This window comes from Ectorhizobium quercum (assembly GCF_026552795.1).
Classification (GTDB): Bacteria; Pseudomonadota; Alphaproteobacteria; order Rhizobiales; family Rhizobiaceae; genus Ectorhizobium; species Ectorhizobium quercum.
In genome coordinates, this window is record NZ_JANFPI010000005.1 from 305,389 (window position 1) to 318,345 (window position 12,957).

14 protein-coding genes and 1 pseudogene are annotated in these 12,957 nt (G+C 64.2%); 5 read left to right on the forward strand and 10 right to left on the reverse strand.

Annotated features, from left to right (window positions below; translation table 11 throughout):
* Positions 1-10: 10 nt before the first annotated feature.
* Positions 11-736, forward strand: a complete 726-nt coding sequence (msrA, locus tag NOF55_RS16555; RefSeq protein ID WP_370868901.1) for a peptide-methionine (S)-S-oxide reductase MsrA — start codon at positions 11-13, stop codon at positions 734-736.
* A 48-nt stretch (positions 737-784) separates the two neighbouring features.
* On the opposite strand, the gene NOF55_RS16560 is transcribed toward msrA, so the two are convergent.
* The 6 genes and pseudogenes from NOF55_RS16560 to NOF55_RS16590 form a co-directional block, all read right to left on the reverse strand.
* Positions 785-1,642 (reverse strand): glycosyltransferase family 2 protein, encoded by an 858-nt coding sequence (locus tag NOF55_RS16560; protein WP_306409983.1) that lies wholly within the window; start codon positions 1,640-1,642, stop codon positions 785-787.
* A gap of 172 nt (positions 1,643-1,814) precedes the next feature.
* On the reverse strand, positions 1,815-2,633 hold the full coding sequence (locus tag NOF55_RS16565) for a transglutaminase-like domain-containing protein (RefSeq protein ID WP_306409982.1): 819 nt from the start codon (positions 2,631-2,633) through the stop codon (positions 1,815-1,817).
* A 121-nt stretch (positions 2,634-2,754) separates the two neighbouring features.
* On the reverse strand, positions 2,755-3,030 hold the full coding sequence (locus NOF55_RS16570; RefSeq protein ID WP_306409981.1) for a DUF1488 family protein: 276 nt from the start codon (positions 3,028-3,030) through the stop codon (positions 2,755-2,757).
* Positions 3,027-3,353 carry a hypothetical protein gene (locus tag NOF55_RS16575; RefSeq protein WP_306409980.1) on the reverse strand — a complete coding sequence of 109 codons (327 nt, stop codon included), beginning with the start codon at positions 3,351-3,353 and terminating at the stop codon, positions 3,027-3,029. Before NOF55_RS16575 ends, NOF55_RS16570 begins: the two co-directional genes overlap by 4 nt.
* Positions 3,354-3,368: 15 nt before the next feature.
* On the reverse strand, positions 3,369-3,593 hold the full coding sequence (locus tag NOF55_RS16580; protein ID WP_306409979.1) for a hypothetical protein: 225 nt from the start codon (positions 3,591-3,593) through the stop codon (positions 3,369-3,371).
* Positions 3,594-3,893: 300 nt separating this feature from the next.
* Positions 3,894-4,148: pseudogene (locus NOF55_RS16590) on the reverse strand (hypothetical protein); the annotation flags it as partial.
* A 661-nt stretch (positions 4,149-4,809) separates the two neighbouring features.
* Here NOF55_RS16590 and NOF55_RS16595 point away from each other — a divergent pair.
* The 4 genes from NOF55_RS16595 to NOF55_RS16610 all read left to right on the forward strand — a co-directional run bounded on the left by NOF55_RS16595 (position 4,810) and on the right by NOF55_RS16610 (position 7,486).
* Positions 4,810-5,202 (forward strand): hypothetical protein, encoded by a 393-nt coding sequence (locus NOF55_RS16595; RefSeq protein ID WP_306409977.1) that lies wholly within the window; start codon positions 4,810-4,812, stop codon positions 5,200-5,202.
* Positions 5,203-5,281: 79 nt separating this feature from the next.
* Positions 5,282-5,467, forward strand: coding sequence for a hypothetical protein (locus tag NOF55_RS16600; protein WP_306409976.1), 186 nt, complete (start codon positions 5,282-5,284; stop codon positions 5,465-5,467).
* 455 nt (positions 5,468-5,922) lie between these two features.
* Positions 5,923-6,504: a class I SAM-dependent methyltransferase gene (locus tag NOF55_RS16605; protein ID WP_306409975.1), complete on the forward strand. Its 582-nt coding sequence runs from the start codon at positions 5,923-5,925 to the stop codon at positions 6,502-6,504.
* A gap of 58 nt (positions 6,505-6,562) precedes the next feature.
* A complete protein-coding gene (locus NOF55_RS16610) occupies positions 6,563-7,486 on the forward strand; it encodes a glycosyltransferase family 8 protein (RefSeq protein ID WP_306409974.1) in 924 nt (307 codons plus the stop codon).
* A 12-nt stretch (positions 7,487-7,498) separates the two neighbouring features.
* Here NOF55_RS16610 and NOF55_RS16615 read toward each other — a convergent pair whose 3' ends face one another.
* From NOF55_RS16615 to NOF55_RS23500, 4 genes are read right to left on the reverse strand one after another with little or no spacing between them, the layout of a single operon-like run.
* Positions 7,499-8,617 carry a hypothetical protein gene (locus NOF55_RS16615; RefSeq protein ID WP_306409973.1) on the reverse strand — a complete coding sequence of 373 codons (1,119 nt, stop codon included), beginning with the start codon at positions 8,615-8,617 and terminating at the stop codon, positions 7,499-7,501.
* Positions 8,618-9,889: a glycosyltransferase gene (locus tag NOF55_RS16620; protein WP_306409972.1), complete on the reverse strand. Its 1,272-nt coding sequence runs from the start codon at positions 9,887-9,889 to the stop codon at positions 8,618-8,620.
* Between the two features lie 10 nt (positions 9,890-9,899).
* On the reverse strand, positions 9,900-10,601 hold the full coding sequence (locus NOF55_RS16625; RefSeq protein ID WP_306409971.1) for a 4'-phosphopantetheinyl transferase family protein: 702 nt from the start codon (positions 10,599-10,601) through the stop codon (positions 9,900-9,902).
* A gap of 5 nt (positions 10,602-10,606) precedes the next feature.
* Entirely contained in the window at positions 10,607-12,889 is a 2,283-nt protein-coding gene (locus NOF55_RS23500) for a MupA/Atu3671 family FMN-dependent luciferase-like monooxygenase (RefSeq protein WP_442342033.1), read from the reverse strand.
* Positions 12,890-12,957 lie beyond the last annotated feature (68 nt).

Genomic DNA, 12,957 nt, shown 5'->3' on the forward strand with positions numbered 1-12,957 from the left:
GGAGACCGCCATGCGAACGAGAGCGAGACTATCCGGCATGTTCACCGCCATCGCCAGCGCTGGCCTCGTTTTCGCGGGGCTTACGCTCACAACGGCAAGCGCGTCCGCCCAGGAGGGGATCGCGATCCCGGCCCCGGCCGTCGATGAGGCGAAGACCAGCGCCGCGAAGGAAACGGCCATCTTCGCCGGCGGCTGCTTCTGGGGCGTTCAGGGCGTGTTCCAGCGCGTCGAGGGCGTTGCCAACGCGGTGTCAGGCTATGCCGGCGGCGCGGCCGCAACCGCGCGGTACGAGATGATCGGCAGCGGCAGGACCGGCCACGCGGAAGCGGTCAGGATCACCTACGATCCGGGCAAGATCACCTACGGTCATCTTCTGCACATCTATTTCTCGGTGGCGCACGATCCGACGCAGCTCAACCGGCAAGGCCCCGATATCGGCACGCAGTACCGTTCGACCGTCTTCCCGGTGAACGAGGAACAGGCCCGTATCGCCAAGGCCTATATCGACCAGCTCAACAAGGCGCGGGTCTACGATGCCGCCATCGTCACCACCATCGAGCCGGAGAAGGCTTTCTACCCGGCGGAGGATTACCATCAGGATTTTCTGACCAACAATCCGACCTATCCCTATATCGTCCACAACGACCTGCCGAAGATCGAGAACCTGAAGCGACTGTTTCCCGACGATTTCCGGGCCGATCCGGTTCTGGTCGCCAAGGTGGGCATCGACGGCTGAAAGCCGGGACAGCACAGGGGAACCTAGCAATCCCGGTGGCCGGACGTCTTACGCGTCGGCCTTCGCATTCGCCGGCGTCACGAACGTGTTGTCGAACATCGCGCCCGGCCCGAGGGAGGAATATTCTTTCCAGCCACGGATGCGCTCGGCATATATTCTCGCCAGATGCCGGTCGAGCACCAGGTTCTTGTAATACTTGATATAATAGTGCCTGAGCTTGCGTCCGGCGGCCTTTCCCTCGGGGGAATCCTTGTACTTGTCGGCAAAATAGGCGCAGGCGCTTCCCCAGAGCCGGGACTTTTCATAGGCCGAGTCGTAATTCTTCTGGGTCGAGCCGGCGCCGATATGCTGCGTTTCGGCGCGCAGCACGCGGGCGAGCCTGTAGCCGCAATCGCGCGTTCTCAGGCACAGGTCGTTATCCTCGAAATACATGAATATGTTTTCGTCGAAAAAGCCGATCGTCCGGAAAGCGCTCATGCGCATGAACATGAACGCGCCGGACACCTGCTCGCAATAGTCCACATCCGTAATCCGGGCATCACCCCTGCCGCCGGTTTCCTCCCGGGGGCCGAACAAGGCCACTTCGGGATGAGCGTCCGCAGCCGCGACGCAGACCGAAAGGCAATCCTCCCCGACAAAAAGATCCGGGTTGATCACCACCGCATAATCGGTTTCCACCAGACGCAGGCCGACATTGCATCCCCGCCCGAAACCGACATTTTTGGGAAGTGAGATAACCTCCACCGAGGCACGGGCCCGTTTCGCCTGCTCGGCGGTGTCGTCACGGCTGGCATTATCCACCACGATGACGCGGACACCGTCCGGCAAGGATTGCAATGCCTTGCCGATGACATGCGCGCTGTTGAACGTGGTGAAAACGGCAGTCACTCTGTCGGCGAAATCCATGCTACGGCTCTTTCCATCGTACCGGTCGCCCATGAAGCGACACCATACCGCCGTACCTCGCCTTTATGTCTTGCGAAGACGCCCGGGAGGCATCTTCTATCCGAACGCCGCCGCATTTTCCAGATGCGGAGAACAGCGTCCTTCTCCAGTCTGGCCGCGCCATCCCGACGTCTCAGACGCTTTGCAGGTCCTGCACTTCGTAGGTCCAGACGCGGAACGCCTTGAGAACGTGCGGGCCGAAGGAATTGACGAGCGGTATGTCGGCCGCATCCCGGCCGCGCGCGACCACGATCCGGCCAATCCGCGGCGTGTTGTTGCGCGGATCGAAGGTGTGCCACTCGCCGTCCAGGAAGACCTCGATCCAGGCGCTGAAATCCATCGGATCGACGACCGGAACGCCTATATCGCCGAGATGGCCGTTGACGTAGCGGGCGGGAATGTTGAGGCAGCGGCAGAGCGTGACGGCGAGATGGGCGAAATCGCGGCAGACGCCGACGCGCTCATGGAACACCTCATAGGCCGTCCGCGTCGAGCGGGCCTGCATGTAGTCGAAACGGATGTGGCCGTGAACGAAATCGCAGATCGCCTGCACACGGCCCCAGCCGGGCGGCACCGTGCCGAACATGTCCCAGGCGGCCTGGCTGAGAAGGTCGGTTTCGCAATAGCGGCTGCCCATGAGATAGTTGAGGCAATCGTCCGGCAGTTCCGCCACAGGAAGCTCCCGCGCGTCCGGCAGCACCCTGTCCGGCCGGCCGTCGTCCTCGATGGTGGCATCGCCCCATATCATCAGGTCGCCCGCCGGCGCGACGAGCCGCCGGCAGCGGTTGCCGAAAAGATCCCGGTAGGTCGATGTCGGGACATCGGGATCGGTGAACACCGTTTCCGCCCCCCTGATGTCGGCCGCGCGATCGTCATGGACCGACAGAAGACACACCAGAGCGGTGGGTTGCCGGCAGGCCAGCGTGATCTCGTAACCGTAGCGGATCAGCATCCGGGCGGGGTCCTCTCTTGGAGCGATTTCAGGAAAAGTATGAGGCGGTTTTCCGTTCGGAATTGCGCAAAAACAAATAATCAAAGCCTTTCAGCGTTTCCGTGAAAAGATCGAATGCCCCCTAATGGAAATCGGCGGCGGTCAGAGTGTAGGACGGGCGGCGGCCCTGGGCATAGGCCTTGCGCGCGATATCGTGGATCGACGTTCGCAGGGCATCGAAGGCCGAAAGGCACTTCGCCTCCAGCGACCCGGCCCGGCGTGCGGCAACATCCGATTTTGCCAAAGCGCCCGCCTCGATGAAGAACCGCACCTCGAACATGCCGTCATGGCCGATGAAGCGCACGGCGTTGCGTGTTTCGTCGAAGCTGCGGCTCGGATTGGGAAAGGCCAGCGTCATGACTGGCACCCCGCGTCCGTGGGAGCCCGCACGACGGCCGGCCGGGTGGCGACACGCTCCTTCCGGCGAGCGAGACTGCGGAGGTTGAGGGACAGCATGCCGCAGGTGGCATCCGCCCGGCTGAGGCCGGTCATCGCCTCGCCGTCGATGCGTGCCGGCACGCCGGTGAAGACGTGATAGATCGTCCAGGACCGGTCCCCTTCGACGCGGCGACCGTATTGATGATCCATCGTTGCGGATGGCAATGCTCCGCCTTCGTTTTCCCAGACACCGAGCGCAAACGCCCGTCGGGGACTGTCGATTTCCGTTCTCAGGATATTCATGGTGATGACCTTTCGTCAAAATGTCTCAATGGCGCCGGGGTCGCCTGAATAGAGTTCGTTCCCCTGCCCGTCCCTTATGGTCATGGCATCCGGCCGCTGCGGCATGCCGAGGGTCTGCGCCAGCCGCCGGGCGATTTCGATCGCGTCAGCGAGATCGGCGGCTTCCGCGACCTCACGGCCGACGACGGCGTGCGCATCGTCCCTGTTTCGGGTGCGGTAGAACTCGATCTCGACCTTCACCGACCCTCTCTTCCCTCTAAGAGCGCGCCATTCCCTTCAGTTCCGGTCCACCGGCTCGAGATTGTCTTCCGTCGTCACCCGCTCATGACGCTCCTCGTCGTTGCGGATGCGATACTGGAAAGACGTGCCCTGCGGCGGCAGCACGCAGGTGATGCGGTAGACATCGGGAGAGCGGATGGCGGACTTGATGAAGCCGGCCTTCATCCGGACGCGCTGCCCCACCGCGAAAAGATGCGTTGCCGCGGCGCGTCGGACAGGGCGGGTATAGGATTGCCGGAAATGGATAGCGGTCATCGCGTGTTCTTGATCCTTTTCGAGTGCGGCCTGAAGATCGGCCGGATCGACCGGCACCATCTGCCAGGCGGAGGCTTGCCGGCCGATTGCCGGCAGGTGGATGACAGCGCCCAGACGCCGGCAGGCATGGCGGGAGACGGCCTCGATCAATGCCTCGTCCTGCTCGACGCGGTATTGTCCGGCCGGTTGCGCCACGGTGAGGCCAGGCAGGCGGAACGGGAACGAAAAACGGGCGACGGTCTGCGTGGCGCGGCTGGCCATGTCTCGGTCTCCACAAGTTCGACCGCGCCGGACCGGCACGGTGCATTCGCTGTCGAGAATTCGGTATCGGATGGCGGGCCGCAGCGCGCGGTCCACCAAGAACCGGAGCCGCGAAACCATGTTCTTCAGGCTCAACGAGCATCATGTATGCGCCCCAAATGAGTTTCGAACAAGGCGTGAAGAAATTTTTATTTCTAAATTCATATAAAAAATACAACATCCGAATGAAAATCACTCTTATCCAAAAATAAATATCGCGTCATAACGTATATAATAATCCGGAAATCAATTTATTTATTTCAATAATTTCACATAAACCGGATTTTAAATTTGAAAATCCTGTCCTCGAAATAGCAAAGGTGTTATGAATGAATTGCGGACGCCCTATTCGCAGGCCGCAGAAAGATCCCGATGACATCCCATCCAGTCGCCGACCGCGCCGTCCTCCGGCCTGTGGATGGCGGCGCCAGACCCGGGAACAGGATCGTCACCCCCACCCCATCAGCCAAAAGCCGCAGGACGGCGAAACGACCGCCGGCATTCCGGCAGGAAAACCCGCTCCGGCGGCCGATAGCGGCGCGGGGCGGGCATAAGCATGCGCACCTCAATCGTCCCGCGACAGCGGGCGCAAACCGAATATCGATCAGAAAGGATTGATTTCATGGCCATGCAAAGCACGACGAAACCATCCCTGTCCCAGCGCTGGGAAAACTATCAGCCTTCGAAGGGCGCGTTGATCTGGGCATGTATCGGGGCGGTCGTCGCCACGATCGTCATCGGGTTCAACTGGGGCGGCTGGGTGACGGGCGGCACGTCCCGCGCGGCAGCGACCACTGCCGGCGATGTCGCGCGCGGCGAACTGGCGACCGCCATCTGTGTCGAACGGTTCAACGCGGCGCCGGACGCGGCGGCCCGCCTCACGGAATTCAAGGCCCTGCCCGATAATTACAGGAGGCGCCAGTTCGTGGAGACCGGCGGCTGGGCGACGATGCCCGGGCAGACGACCGCCGACAGGCTCGGCGGACAAGGCTGTGCCGCCGCCCTCTCCGCCTGAAACCGGCCTTCTCCGGCACGCCTGCGCTCCGGTGCCTGCCGGAGCGATTCCACGACCGACCACAACAGGGAACATGCCCATGATCCGTTTCGTAACGAAGCCCGACCCGCAGCCCCAGACGCCGGAAACCATATTGCCGCCGGAAGCCGAAGACCAGGACCGCGCACTGGCTCCCGAGGCGAAGACCAGTGGGGAGCCGGCATCCGGCCCCGGCCGCAGGCAGCGACGCGCCCGGCCAGCCGTCGACGCCGACCGCCTTCTTTGAACCGAACGTGTCACGCCGGGTAAAAGCGTTCGACGCAGCGACAAGCTATGCCCGCGTTCCGCATGTCCGGTTTGACTGTCTATCGGCGTTTCATGACGCGTCAAACTGCTGACAAACGGCGCCTCGCTCTCCTTCGTCATGGTCGGGCTCGACCCCCGACCATCCACCGCGCCGCTTGCGGCGTGGGCCCTCAGGTCGAGCCCGAGAGTGACAAAGGAAAAGTTTTGTCAATACACGGCTTCCAATCTTTCTTTCTGGTTTACTTCACCTTCTCCAGTTAAAAAAATTCCCGTTCAACTTATATAATATTTGCATTTTGTTATTGCCTTGGGCAACATCCCGGCCAAGTCGATTTGCGTTGGGGAGACAGAAGCTTGGTAGACTTTCGGTATTTGCGTATCAATCTGTTCTACAAGTTACTGATGCCGTTTTCGGCCCGCACGCGACGCAAGCGCATGGAACAATTCTGTTCGATCATGAATATCGACCGCAGCGTCACTGTTCTGGACCTTGGCGGACAGCCGATGATCTGGGAACCGGTCGATCCCAGCCTGGATATCACCATTCTCAATCTTCCGGGGATCGCGCAGGCTGCCCCGCATTCCCACCACACCATCCGTTACGTCGAGGGCGATGCCTGCAATGTGACGGGCTACGAAGACCAGAGCTTCGACATCGTATTCAGCAACAGCGTCATCGAGCATGTCGGCGACGAGCGCTTCCGGGCGGCCTTCGCACGCGAGGTCCAGCGGCTCGGCAAGAGCTACTGGGTGCAGACGCCCTGCAAGTATTTCCCCATCGAGCCGCATAACGGCATGCCGTTCTGGTGGTTCTATCCCGCATCGCTGCGCCGCTTCATCGTCGAGCGCTGGCGGCGCAAGCTGCCGGCCTGGACGGAGATGATCGACGGCACCGATATCGTCTCGCGCAAGGAGCTCGAGCGGCTGTTTCCGGAGGCCAGGGTGATCGTCGAGCGGTTCATGGGGCTGCCCAAATCCTACATCGTCTTCGACAACCGGGCCGCTTCGAAGCGATGACCTTTTATTCATGGCGCTTGGTGCGCCGATACTGGGAAAAACCGCGGCAGAGGCGTCCATGACCATCGATATCGTTCTTTCCGCCGACCGGGGCGTACTCTACGGCCTTGCGACCACGGTGCGCTCCGCACTGGAATCGTCGTCGGACATCGTGAACGTCCATGTGCTGGCAACCGGCTTTTCGGAAAAGGACCGCGCGGATCTCAAACGGTCGTGGGCGCACGGCAAGTGCGGGACCGTCGCGTTTTACGACGTTCCGGCCGAAAAGCTCGCGCCGTTCCGCTCGACCAAGTACCTGAAGAGCAAATCGGCCTATGCCCGCTACTTCATCGCCCTCCTCCCCGCCGACGTGACGCGCTGCATCTATCTCGACACCGATCTTCTGGTGATGCGGGATCTCGCCGAAGCCGCGCGAATGGATCTCGCCGGCCATCCGATCGCCGCCGTCGCGGACGTGTCCGTGCGGACCCGCAAGAGCTGGCCCGAGTTGCGGGCGCGGCTGGGGCTTCAGGACGAACGCACCTACTTCAACAGCGGCTTCCTGATCATCGATCTCACCGCCTGGCGGGCGCATGACATCGAGCAGGCGCTGGTGGACATCTCGATTGCCGCGTTCGACAGGCTGGATTCGCAGGACCAGGATGCCCTCAACCTCGTCTTCGAAAACAAAACGCTGCTCCTCGACCCCGACTGGAACACCTCACAGTATGAACGGCCCGAGCGGCTGGAGGGCAGGATCATCCACCTGATCGGCACCGTAAAGCCGTGGCATGCCCGCTATGCGAAGAAGCTGGACGATCCCTATATGAAGAACGTCATGTACGACGGCTTCTACGGCATCCTCGACAGGACGGCCTACAGGGGCTACCGGCCGTGGAATGTCGCCGGCCTCGGCGCCCTTGCCGAAACGTTCAGGGGCAACATCCCCACCCGCGACATGATCGCCGGCAAGCTGCGCCGGATGGTCTCGCGAAACGGATAGGTCCGGGAGGCGTCACAGCCGGAAGGCAAAGCGTAGCGTATCGCGGACCTGCTGGATCCTCGATCGCAGATAGCCCCTTTCCGCCCGCGTGTAGGTTCGCTCCACATAGCCCGTATAATGCAGGATGAACGGCAGGCCCGGGCCCGAGGCGCAGGCCGCGCTGTCGAAGGTCGGCGTCGTCTCGCGGTATCGATCCATGAAGGCGGCGGCGAATTGCCGGAGCGTTTCCGCCTGTCCGGCGGGGATCGGGGACGGCGCCCCCGGGCCGGGCAGCCTGCCGTAGATCGCATGGAAGGTGAGCGCCGCCACGAAGTAGTTGCCGACCGGCGTCAAGTGGACGTCGTCCGAAAAGATCGCATCCGCCGCCTGCCTGTCGTCCGCGAAGGCGAAACCGGGCAGAGCCGGGTCGTCGCGCAGATGCGCCATCAGGTCCGCCAGCGCAAGGGACACGGGGATCATGAAGATGCGGTCCGGCCGGCCCTCGGCCGCGATCCGGTCGTTCACCCGGGCAACCGTGCATTGCCAGACCGGCCATGCCGCCCGCTCATAGGCGATCCAGTCGGCAAGGTCGCTCTTGTCCGATACGTCGAGCCACGGGGTGAAGAAAAACGTCTGCCCTTGCGGGTTCGCCGCCACGAACCTGTCCTGATAGGCGCCCAGATGCGTCACCGTATCCTGCCACAGAAGCGTGTCGAGCAGCCTGTGCTGCTCGGTGATCAGCAGGATGTCGTATGGCCCCGCCTCCGGCACCTCGGGCGCACGCAGCTCCGCCAGCACGTCGATCGGCCGGCCCTCAGGGTCCGTGCCGGCGGAAAATCCCGACCACGGCCTTGCCGCGTCGTCGCCGAAGGACCGGCTCCTGATCGACGATCCACCGATATGCTGCCGGTTCCAGACGATCGGCAGGCCGCTAGCATCGGCGATCTCGCTGAGAAAGTACGGCACGGGGCGGTCTGTCAGGCTGTGGCCGGAGATGAAGATGTGGCGCCGGGCTTCCATTCCGGCCGGGTCCGGCAGCGAGAGATGCACGGGGGTATCCTTTCCGGTTTGCGGTGCCCCGGCGGCGAATGCGAAGAGGATCGATCCCGCAAGGACGGCGGCGGCAGAGAGTGCGAAGGCACGCGACATCATTCAGGCAAACTCCACGAGCAGGTCCGCACGGCGGCGGTAGAGCGTTTCCTCATCGAAGCGGGCGCCGGACGCGGCCGCATCGCGAACCAGTTGCGCCAGATCGCGGCGGCTGGTGGCGAGGTCCGCGATCCGGCGGCCGAGCGCCCCGGCATCGTGAAGCGGGGTCAGGACGCCGCCGCCCTGTTCGGCAACCAGATCCTCGGCATAAGGGGAGGTGTAGCCGACGATGGGGCAGCCGCAGACCAGCGCCTCGATCAGGCATCGCGGCGATTCCGGCGTCTTGTGGCAGAACACGAACAGATCGCTGTCGCGCATCGCGTCCAAAACCGCCTCCCGGTCGGCGACATGGCCGGCGAGACGGATATGACCGGACAGGCCCTTCTCGCGGATCAGGCCGCGCATCGCCTCCACGAGCGGACCGTCCCCCAGCCATCGCGCCTCGAGCGGGACGCCGGCGCCGGCCGCGGCCGCCAGAGCGTCGATCCAGTCCTGCGGCCCCTTCATGGCCGCCGCCCGTCCGACATAGACGATCCGAAGCGGCGCGCCGGACAGAAGCCGCTCCACCTTCGCCTCCAGCCTCTCCCCGTCGATGCGGTCGGCGCGCTGCGTGTGGACGTCATACATGCACACGGGGTTGGAGGAGAAGCCGGCATAGGCGTTGTAGGTATCGCGTCCCTGGAACAGGCCGAGCGAACTGCGGCCGATGAGATAGCGATGATAGCGCTTCATGACCGGCAGCGTCATGCGCTCCTTCATGCGCCGGCGGAACCTGTGGTCCGGAAGCGTCCTGAGAATGACGTCGTGCTCGACCCGATCGAACCAGACGGCGAACTTGCGGCCCTGCGCATCCGCTTCCAGCGCGGCGACCGCACCCCAGTCGCCGGACAGATAACCGAGCGTGAAGCAGAGGTGATCGCTGTCGCGAATGGCCTGCCCGAGCAGCGCGCGCGTCCGCCTGTAGGTCCGCGCGAATGCCGTGATCCTGTAGGCGAACGGCAGTTCCATGAATTCGACGCGCCCGGAACAGGGCAGATCCACGACGTCGACCCAGGCGACGGAGGTGTCCTCCTCGCGCTCGGCATCGAGAACGATGCCGGCGAATGTCACCTGCCGGAAATTCTCCGCATAGCGGACGAGACCGGCGCAGGTCTGATCGTCGAGCTGGAGACCGCGCGGGCCGCGGCGCAGACGGACCGCCGTGACGAGCAGAACGCTTGCATCGGCGCGAGGCGGCAGCGTTTCCCGGCCTTTCGTGTCCTGCACATCCAGCATGGCGCCGCCTTCAATCCGTCAGGTTGGCCGTCTCAAGACGGCGAAATAACCCGGCATGCCGGGAAGCCGTCATCGTCAAGCCGGTGAGAATGTAACCGTCCTCGATGGTCAGGCGGCCTTCGAGGATCGTGCCGCGAGCGATGCCGGCGGCATCCCTGCGGAACCGCGCATGATAGGAAGACGCATGGAGAGCGATGTCGATATCCTGAAAATCCAGGAGGACGCCCGTCAGTGGATACTGGCATTTGTAGAGCGATTCCTTCGCGCTGAAGATCGCCCGGGCCAGCAGCATCCGGCGCTCCGGCGGCTGGCGGCCGAGCCATGCCTCCTCTTCCGGCGTGCAGATCGTTTCGACCAGATCCGCCGGCAGAGGTTCGGCCGGCTCCACGTCGAGGCCGATCGATCCATAGCCGTCGCGGACCAGTGCCACCGCCGCAACGCAGAGCGTGGCGCAATGGCTGATGCTGCCGACGACGCCCTCGGGCCAGACGGGCGCACGGTCGGGCGCGGCGGGAATGGCGACGCCTTCCAGCCCGAGGGCACTCATAGCCATCCGCGCGCAGGCGCGTCCGGCGTGAAACTCGCGCCTGCGGCTGTCGACGGCGCGCTCCACGAAGCGTTCCTCCTCGCGATACGGACGGGCGACCGCGGCGCGCGGATCGCAGCACGCCGTCCCGACGCCTTCGGCAAAAAGAGCCCGCAACGCCTCCATGCCGCTCAGGTCCGCGCGCGCGTCAAGGCCGCCCGCCTGTCCCCGAGCGCCGCGCGCCGCATGGCCGCCCGGTCGGCCACCTGACTCAGCCGGTCGTCCTCCTTCTCGCGGTTGGCGAGGTGGCCGGCCAGCGTCCCGACCGTCGGAAAGCGGAAGATGTCGGTGATCGTCAATTCCGGCGCGAGGCCGGCCTTGAGGTCGCGGTGAAGCTGGACGGCCAGAAGGGAATGACCGCCGATGGCGAAGAAATTGTCGTTCACACCGACACGCTCCAGCCCCAGCGTCCGCCTGTACGCCTCGGCGATATCCTTCTGGAGCGTGCTTTCCGGGCTGACGAAGGCCTGCGCCGCAGCCGGCGCGGTCGCCGTCGCCGTCGCCGGCTTGGGCAGCGCCTTGCGGTCGACCTTCGCGTTCGGCGTCAGCGGGAAGGCGTCGAGCGTGACGACATGGGCCGGAATCATGTAATCCGGCAGGGTTTCGCCGAGATGCCGCCGCAGCGCATCCTCGGAGACCGGCTCGCCGCTCAGCCGGACATAGGCGACGATGCGGACATCGTCTGCCCGGTCCTCGCGGGCGATCACCACCGCCTCGGCAATGCCGGGGAACGTGGCGATGCGCGCCTCGATCTCGCCAAGCTCGATACGGTATCCGCGCACCTTGACCTGATAGTCGGTTCGTCCGAGGAAGCGCAGGGTTCCGTCATCCGTGCGGCAACCGAGGTCGCCGGTGCGGTAGATGCGGCCGGGAGCGAAGGGATTGGGCAGGAAGCGTTCGCGCGTCAGTTCCTCGCGGTGGAGGTATCCGCGTGTCACCCCGTCGCCGCCGATGTAAAGCTCGCCGGGCTGGCCGGGCGCCGCCGGCTTTCCGGCCGCGTCCAGCACGTAAAGCTGCGTATTGGCGATGGGCCGGCCGAGCGGAACGACGCTTTCCGACATGTCCGCGGTCATCGTCGACGACCAGATCGTCGTCTCGGTCGGGCCGTACATGTTCTCGACGCTCGCCTGCGTCAGCGTGCGGATATCGGCGAGAAGCGACGCCTGAAGCGCTTCGCCGCCGATGAACAGGTGGCGGATCCGGGCGAAGGCCGAACGGTCGGTCTCGCTCATCAGGAACATGCGCGCCATCGACGGCGTGCATTGAAGATGCGTCACATTGTGGCGGCGAACATCCTCCTCGAAGCTGTTGTCGGAGACCGCATCGGTCATAGCAGCCGGCGCCCGCGCCAGGGAAACCGCCTGGGCGAGAGGCGTGAGCCTTTCGAGAACGAGGCCGGCGGGAACCCCGAAATCGATGAGGCAGGCGATTTCGCTGACGCCGATGGCGGCCACCTGATCGATCCGCCGCAGCGCATCCTCGACGGTGCCGAACAGGCCGCTGTCCTCGAAATAGCGCAGGAAGGCGAATTCGAGGATGGCGTCCATCTCGTCCGGGTCGAGCGATTGCAGGTCGATATCCATTGCGCTCGACGCGCCCTGCGGCTTCTTGAAGGCCGGAAAGGCCCAGGCATATTGCTTGATGAGCGCCGCGGCGCTGCGCAGGTAATCCTTCATCGGCCCGCGCGCGGCGTCGCGCACCTCCTCGCGGTCCTCGCCCAGCAGCGTGTGCAGCATCAGCGTGACCTTGTAGTCGTCCGGATTGCGGCCGCATTCCACCAGCGTCTCGCGATAGATGCGCAGCTTGTCCGCCAGTTCCTCTATCGACTGGCCGAGCAGGTGGGTCAGGATGTGGGCGCCGATCCGCGCCGCCTCGCGATAGGTCTCGGGATTGCCGGCCGTGGTCAGCCAGACGGGCAGTTCGGCCTGCACGGGCCGGGGCTGCGTCACGATGCCGGCGGTGCCGTTGCCGAAATCGAATTCGACGCGCTCGCCGCGCCACAGTTTCCGCACGGTTTCGATATCGCGCAGAAGCGCGGCCTTGTTGTTCGGCGGCGCGTTTTCAGGCCGCAGGACGAAATCCTCGGGCATCCAGCCGGAGGCGAACGCCACGGCGACGCGGCCGTTGCTGAGATTGTCCAGAACCGCCCATTCCTCGGCCACGCGAACCGGGTGATGCAGCGGCAGGACGCAACTGCCGGCCCGGATCGACAGGTTTGTCGTGAGCGCCGCGATGGCGGCCCCGGTGACGGACGGGTTAGGATAGGGCCCGCCGAAGGCGTGGAAATGCCGCTCCGGCGTCCAGATCGACTGAAAACCGTTGGCATCGGCAAATTTCGCGCTTTCGAGCAGCAGGCGATATTTGGCCGGCCCTGCCCCGTCGTCGTTGCCCCAGTAGAACAGGCCGAAATCCATCGCCGCGCCGCTACCGTTCGCACGCCGCACAGCTACCGGCACGGCCTTGTGCTCCTTTGCGCTGGCGG

Bases quoted from the DNA above. Each gene is read 5' to 3' on its own strand.
- msrA (WP_370868901.1), top strand. From the start codon at position 11: ATGCGAACGAGAGCGAGACTATCCGGCATGTTCACCGCCATCGCCAGC.
- NOF55_RS16560 (WP_306409983.1), bottom strand. From the start codon at position 1,642: ATGGATTTCGCCGACAGAGTGACTGCCGTTTTCACCACGTTCAACAGC.
- NOF55_RS16565 (WP_306409982.1), bottom strand. From the start codon at position 2,633: ATGCTGATCCGCTACGGTTACGAGATCACGCTGGCCTGCCGGCAACCC.
- NOF55_RS16570 (WP_306409981.1), bottom strand. From the start codon at position 3,030: ATGACGCTGGCCTTTCCCAATCCGAGCCGCAGCTTCGACGAAACACGC.
- NOF55_RS16575 (WP_306409980.1), bottom strand. From the start codon at position 3,353: ATGAATATCCTGAGAACGGAAATCGACAGTCCCCGACGGGCGTTTGCG.
- NOF55_RS16595 (WP_306409977.1), top strand. From the start codon at position 4,810: ATGGCCATGCAAAGCACGACGAAACCATCCCTGTCCCAGCGCTGGGAA.
- NOF55_RS16600 (WP_306409976.1), top strand. From the start codon at position 5,282: ATGATCCGTTTCGTAACGAAGCCCGACCCGCAGCCCCAGACGCCGGAA.
- NOF55_RS16605 (WP_306409975.1), top strand. From the start codon at position 5,923: ATGGAACAATTCTGTTCGATCATGAATATCGACCGCAGCGTCACTGTT.
- NOF55_RS16610 (WP_306409974.1), top strand. From the start codon at position 6,563: ATGACCATCGATATCGTTCTTTCCGCCGACCGGGGCGTACTCTACGGC.
- NOF55_RS16615 (WP_306409973.1), bottom strand. From the start codon at position 8,617: ATGATGTCGCGTGCCTTCGCACTCTCTGCCGCCGCCGTCCTTGCGGGA.
- NOF55_RS16620 (WP_306409972.1), bottom strand. From the start codon at position 9,889: ATGCTGGATGTGCAGGACACGAAAGGCCGGGAAACGCTGCCGCCTCGC.
- NOF55_RS16625 (WP_306409971.1), bottom strand. From the start codon at position 10,601: ATGGAGGCGTTGCGGGCTCTTTTTGCCGAAGGCGTCGGGACGGCGTGC.
- NOF55_RS23500 (WP_442342033.1), bottom strand. From the start codon at position 12,889: ATGGATTTCGGCCTGTTCTACTGGGGCAACGACGACGGGGCAGGGCCG.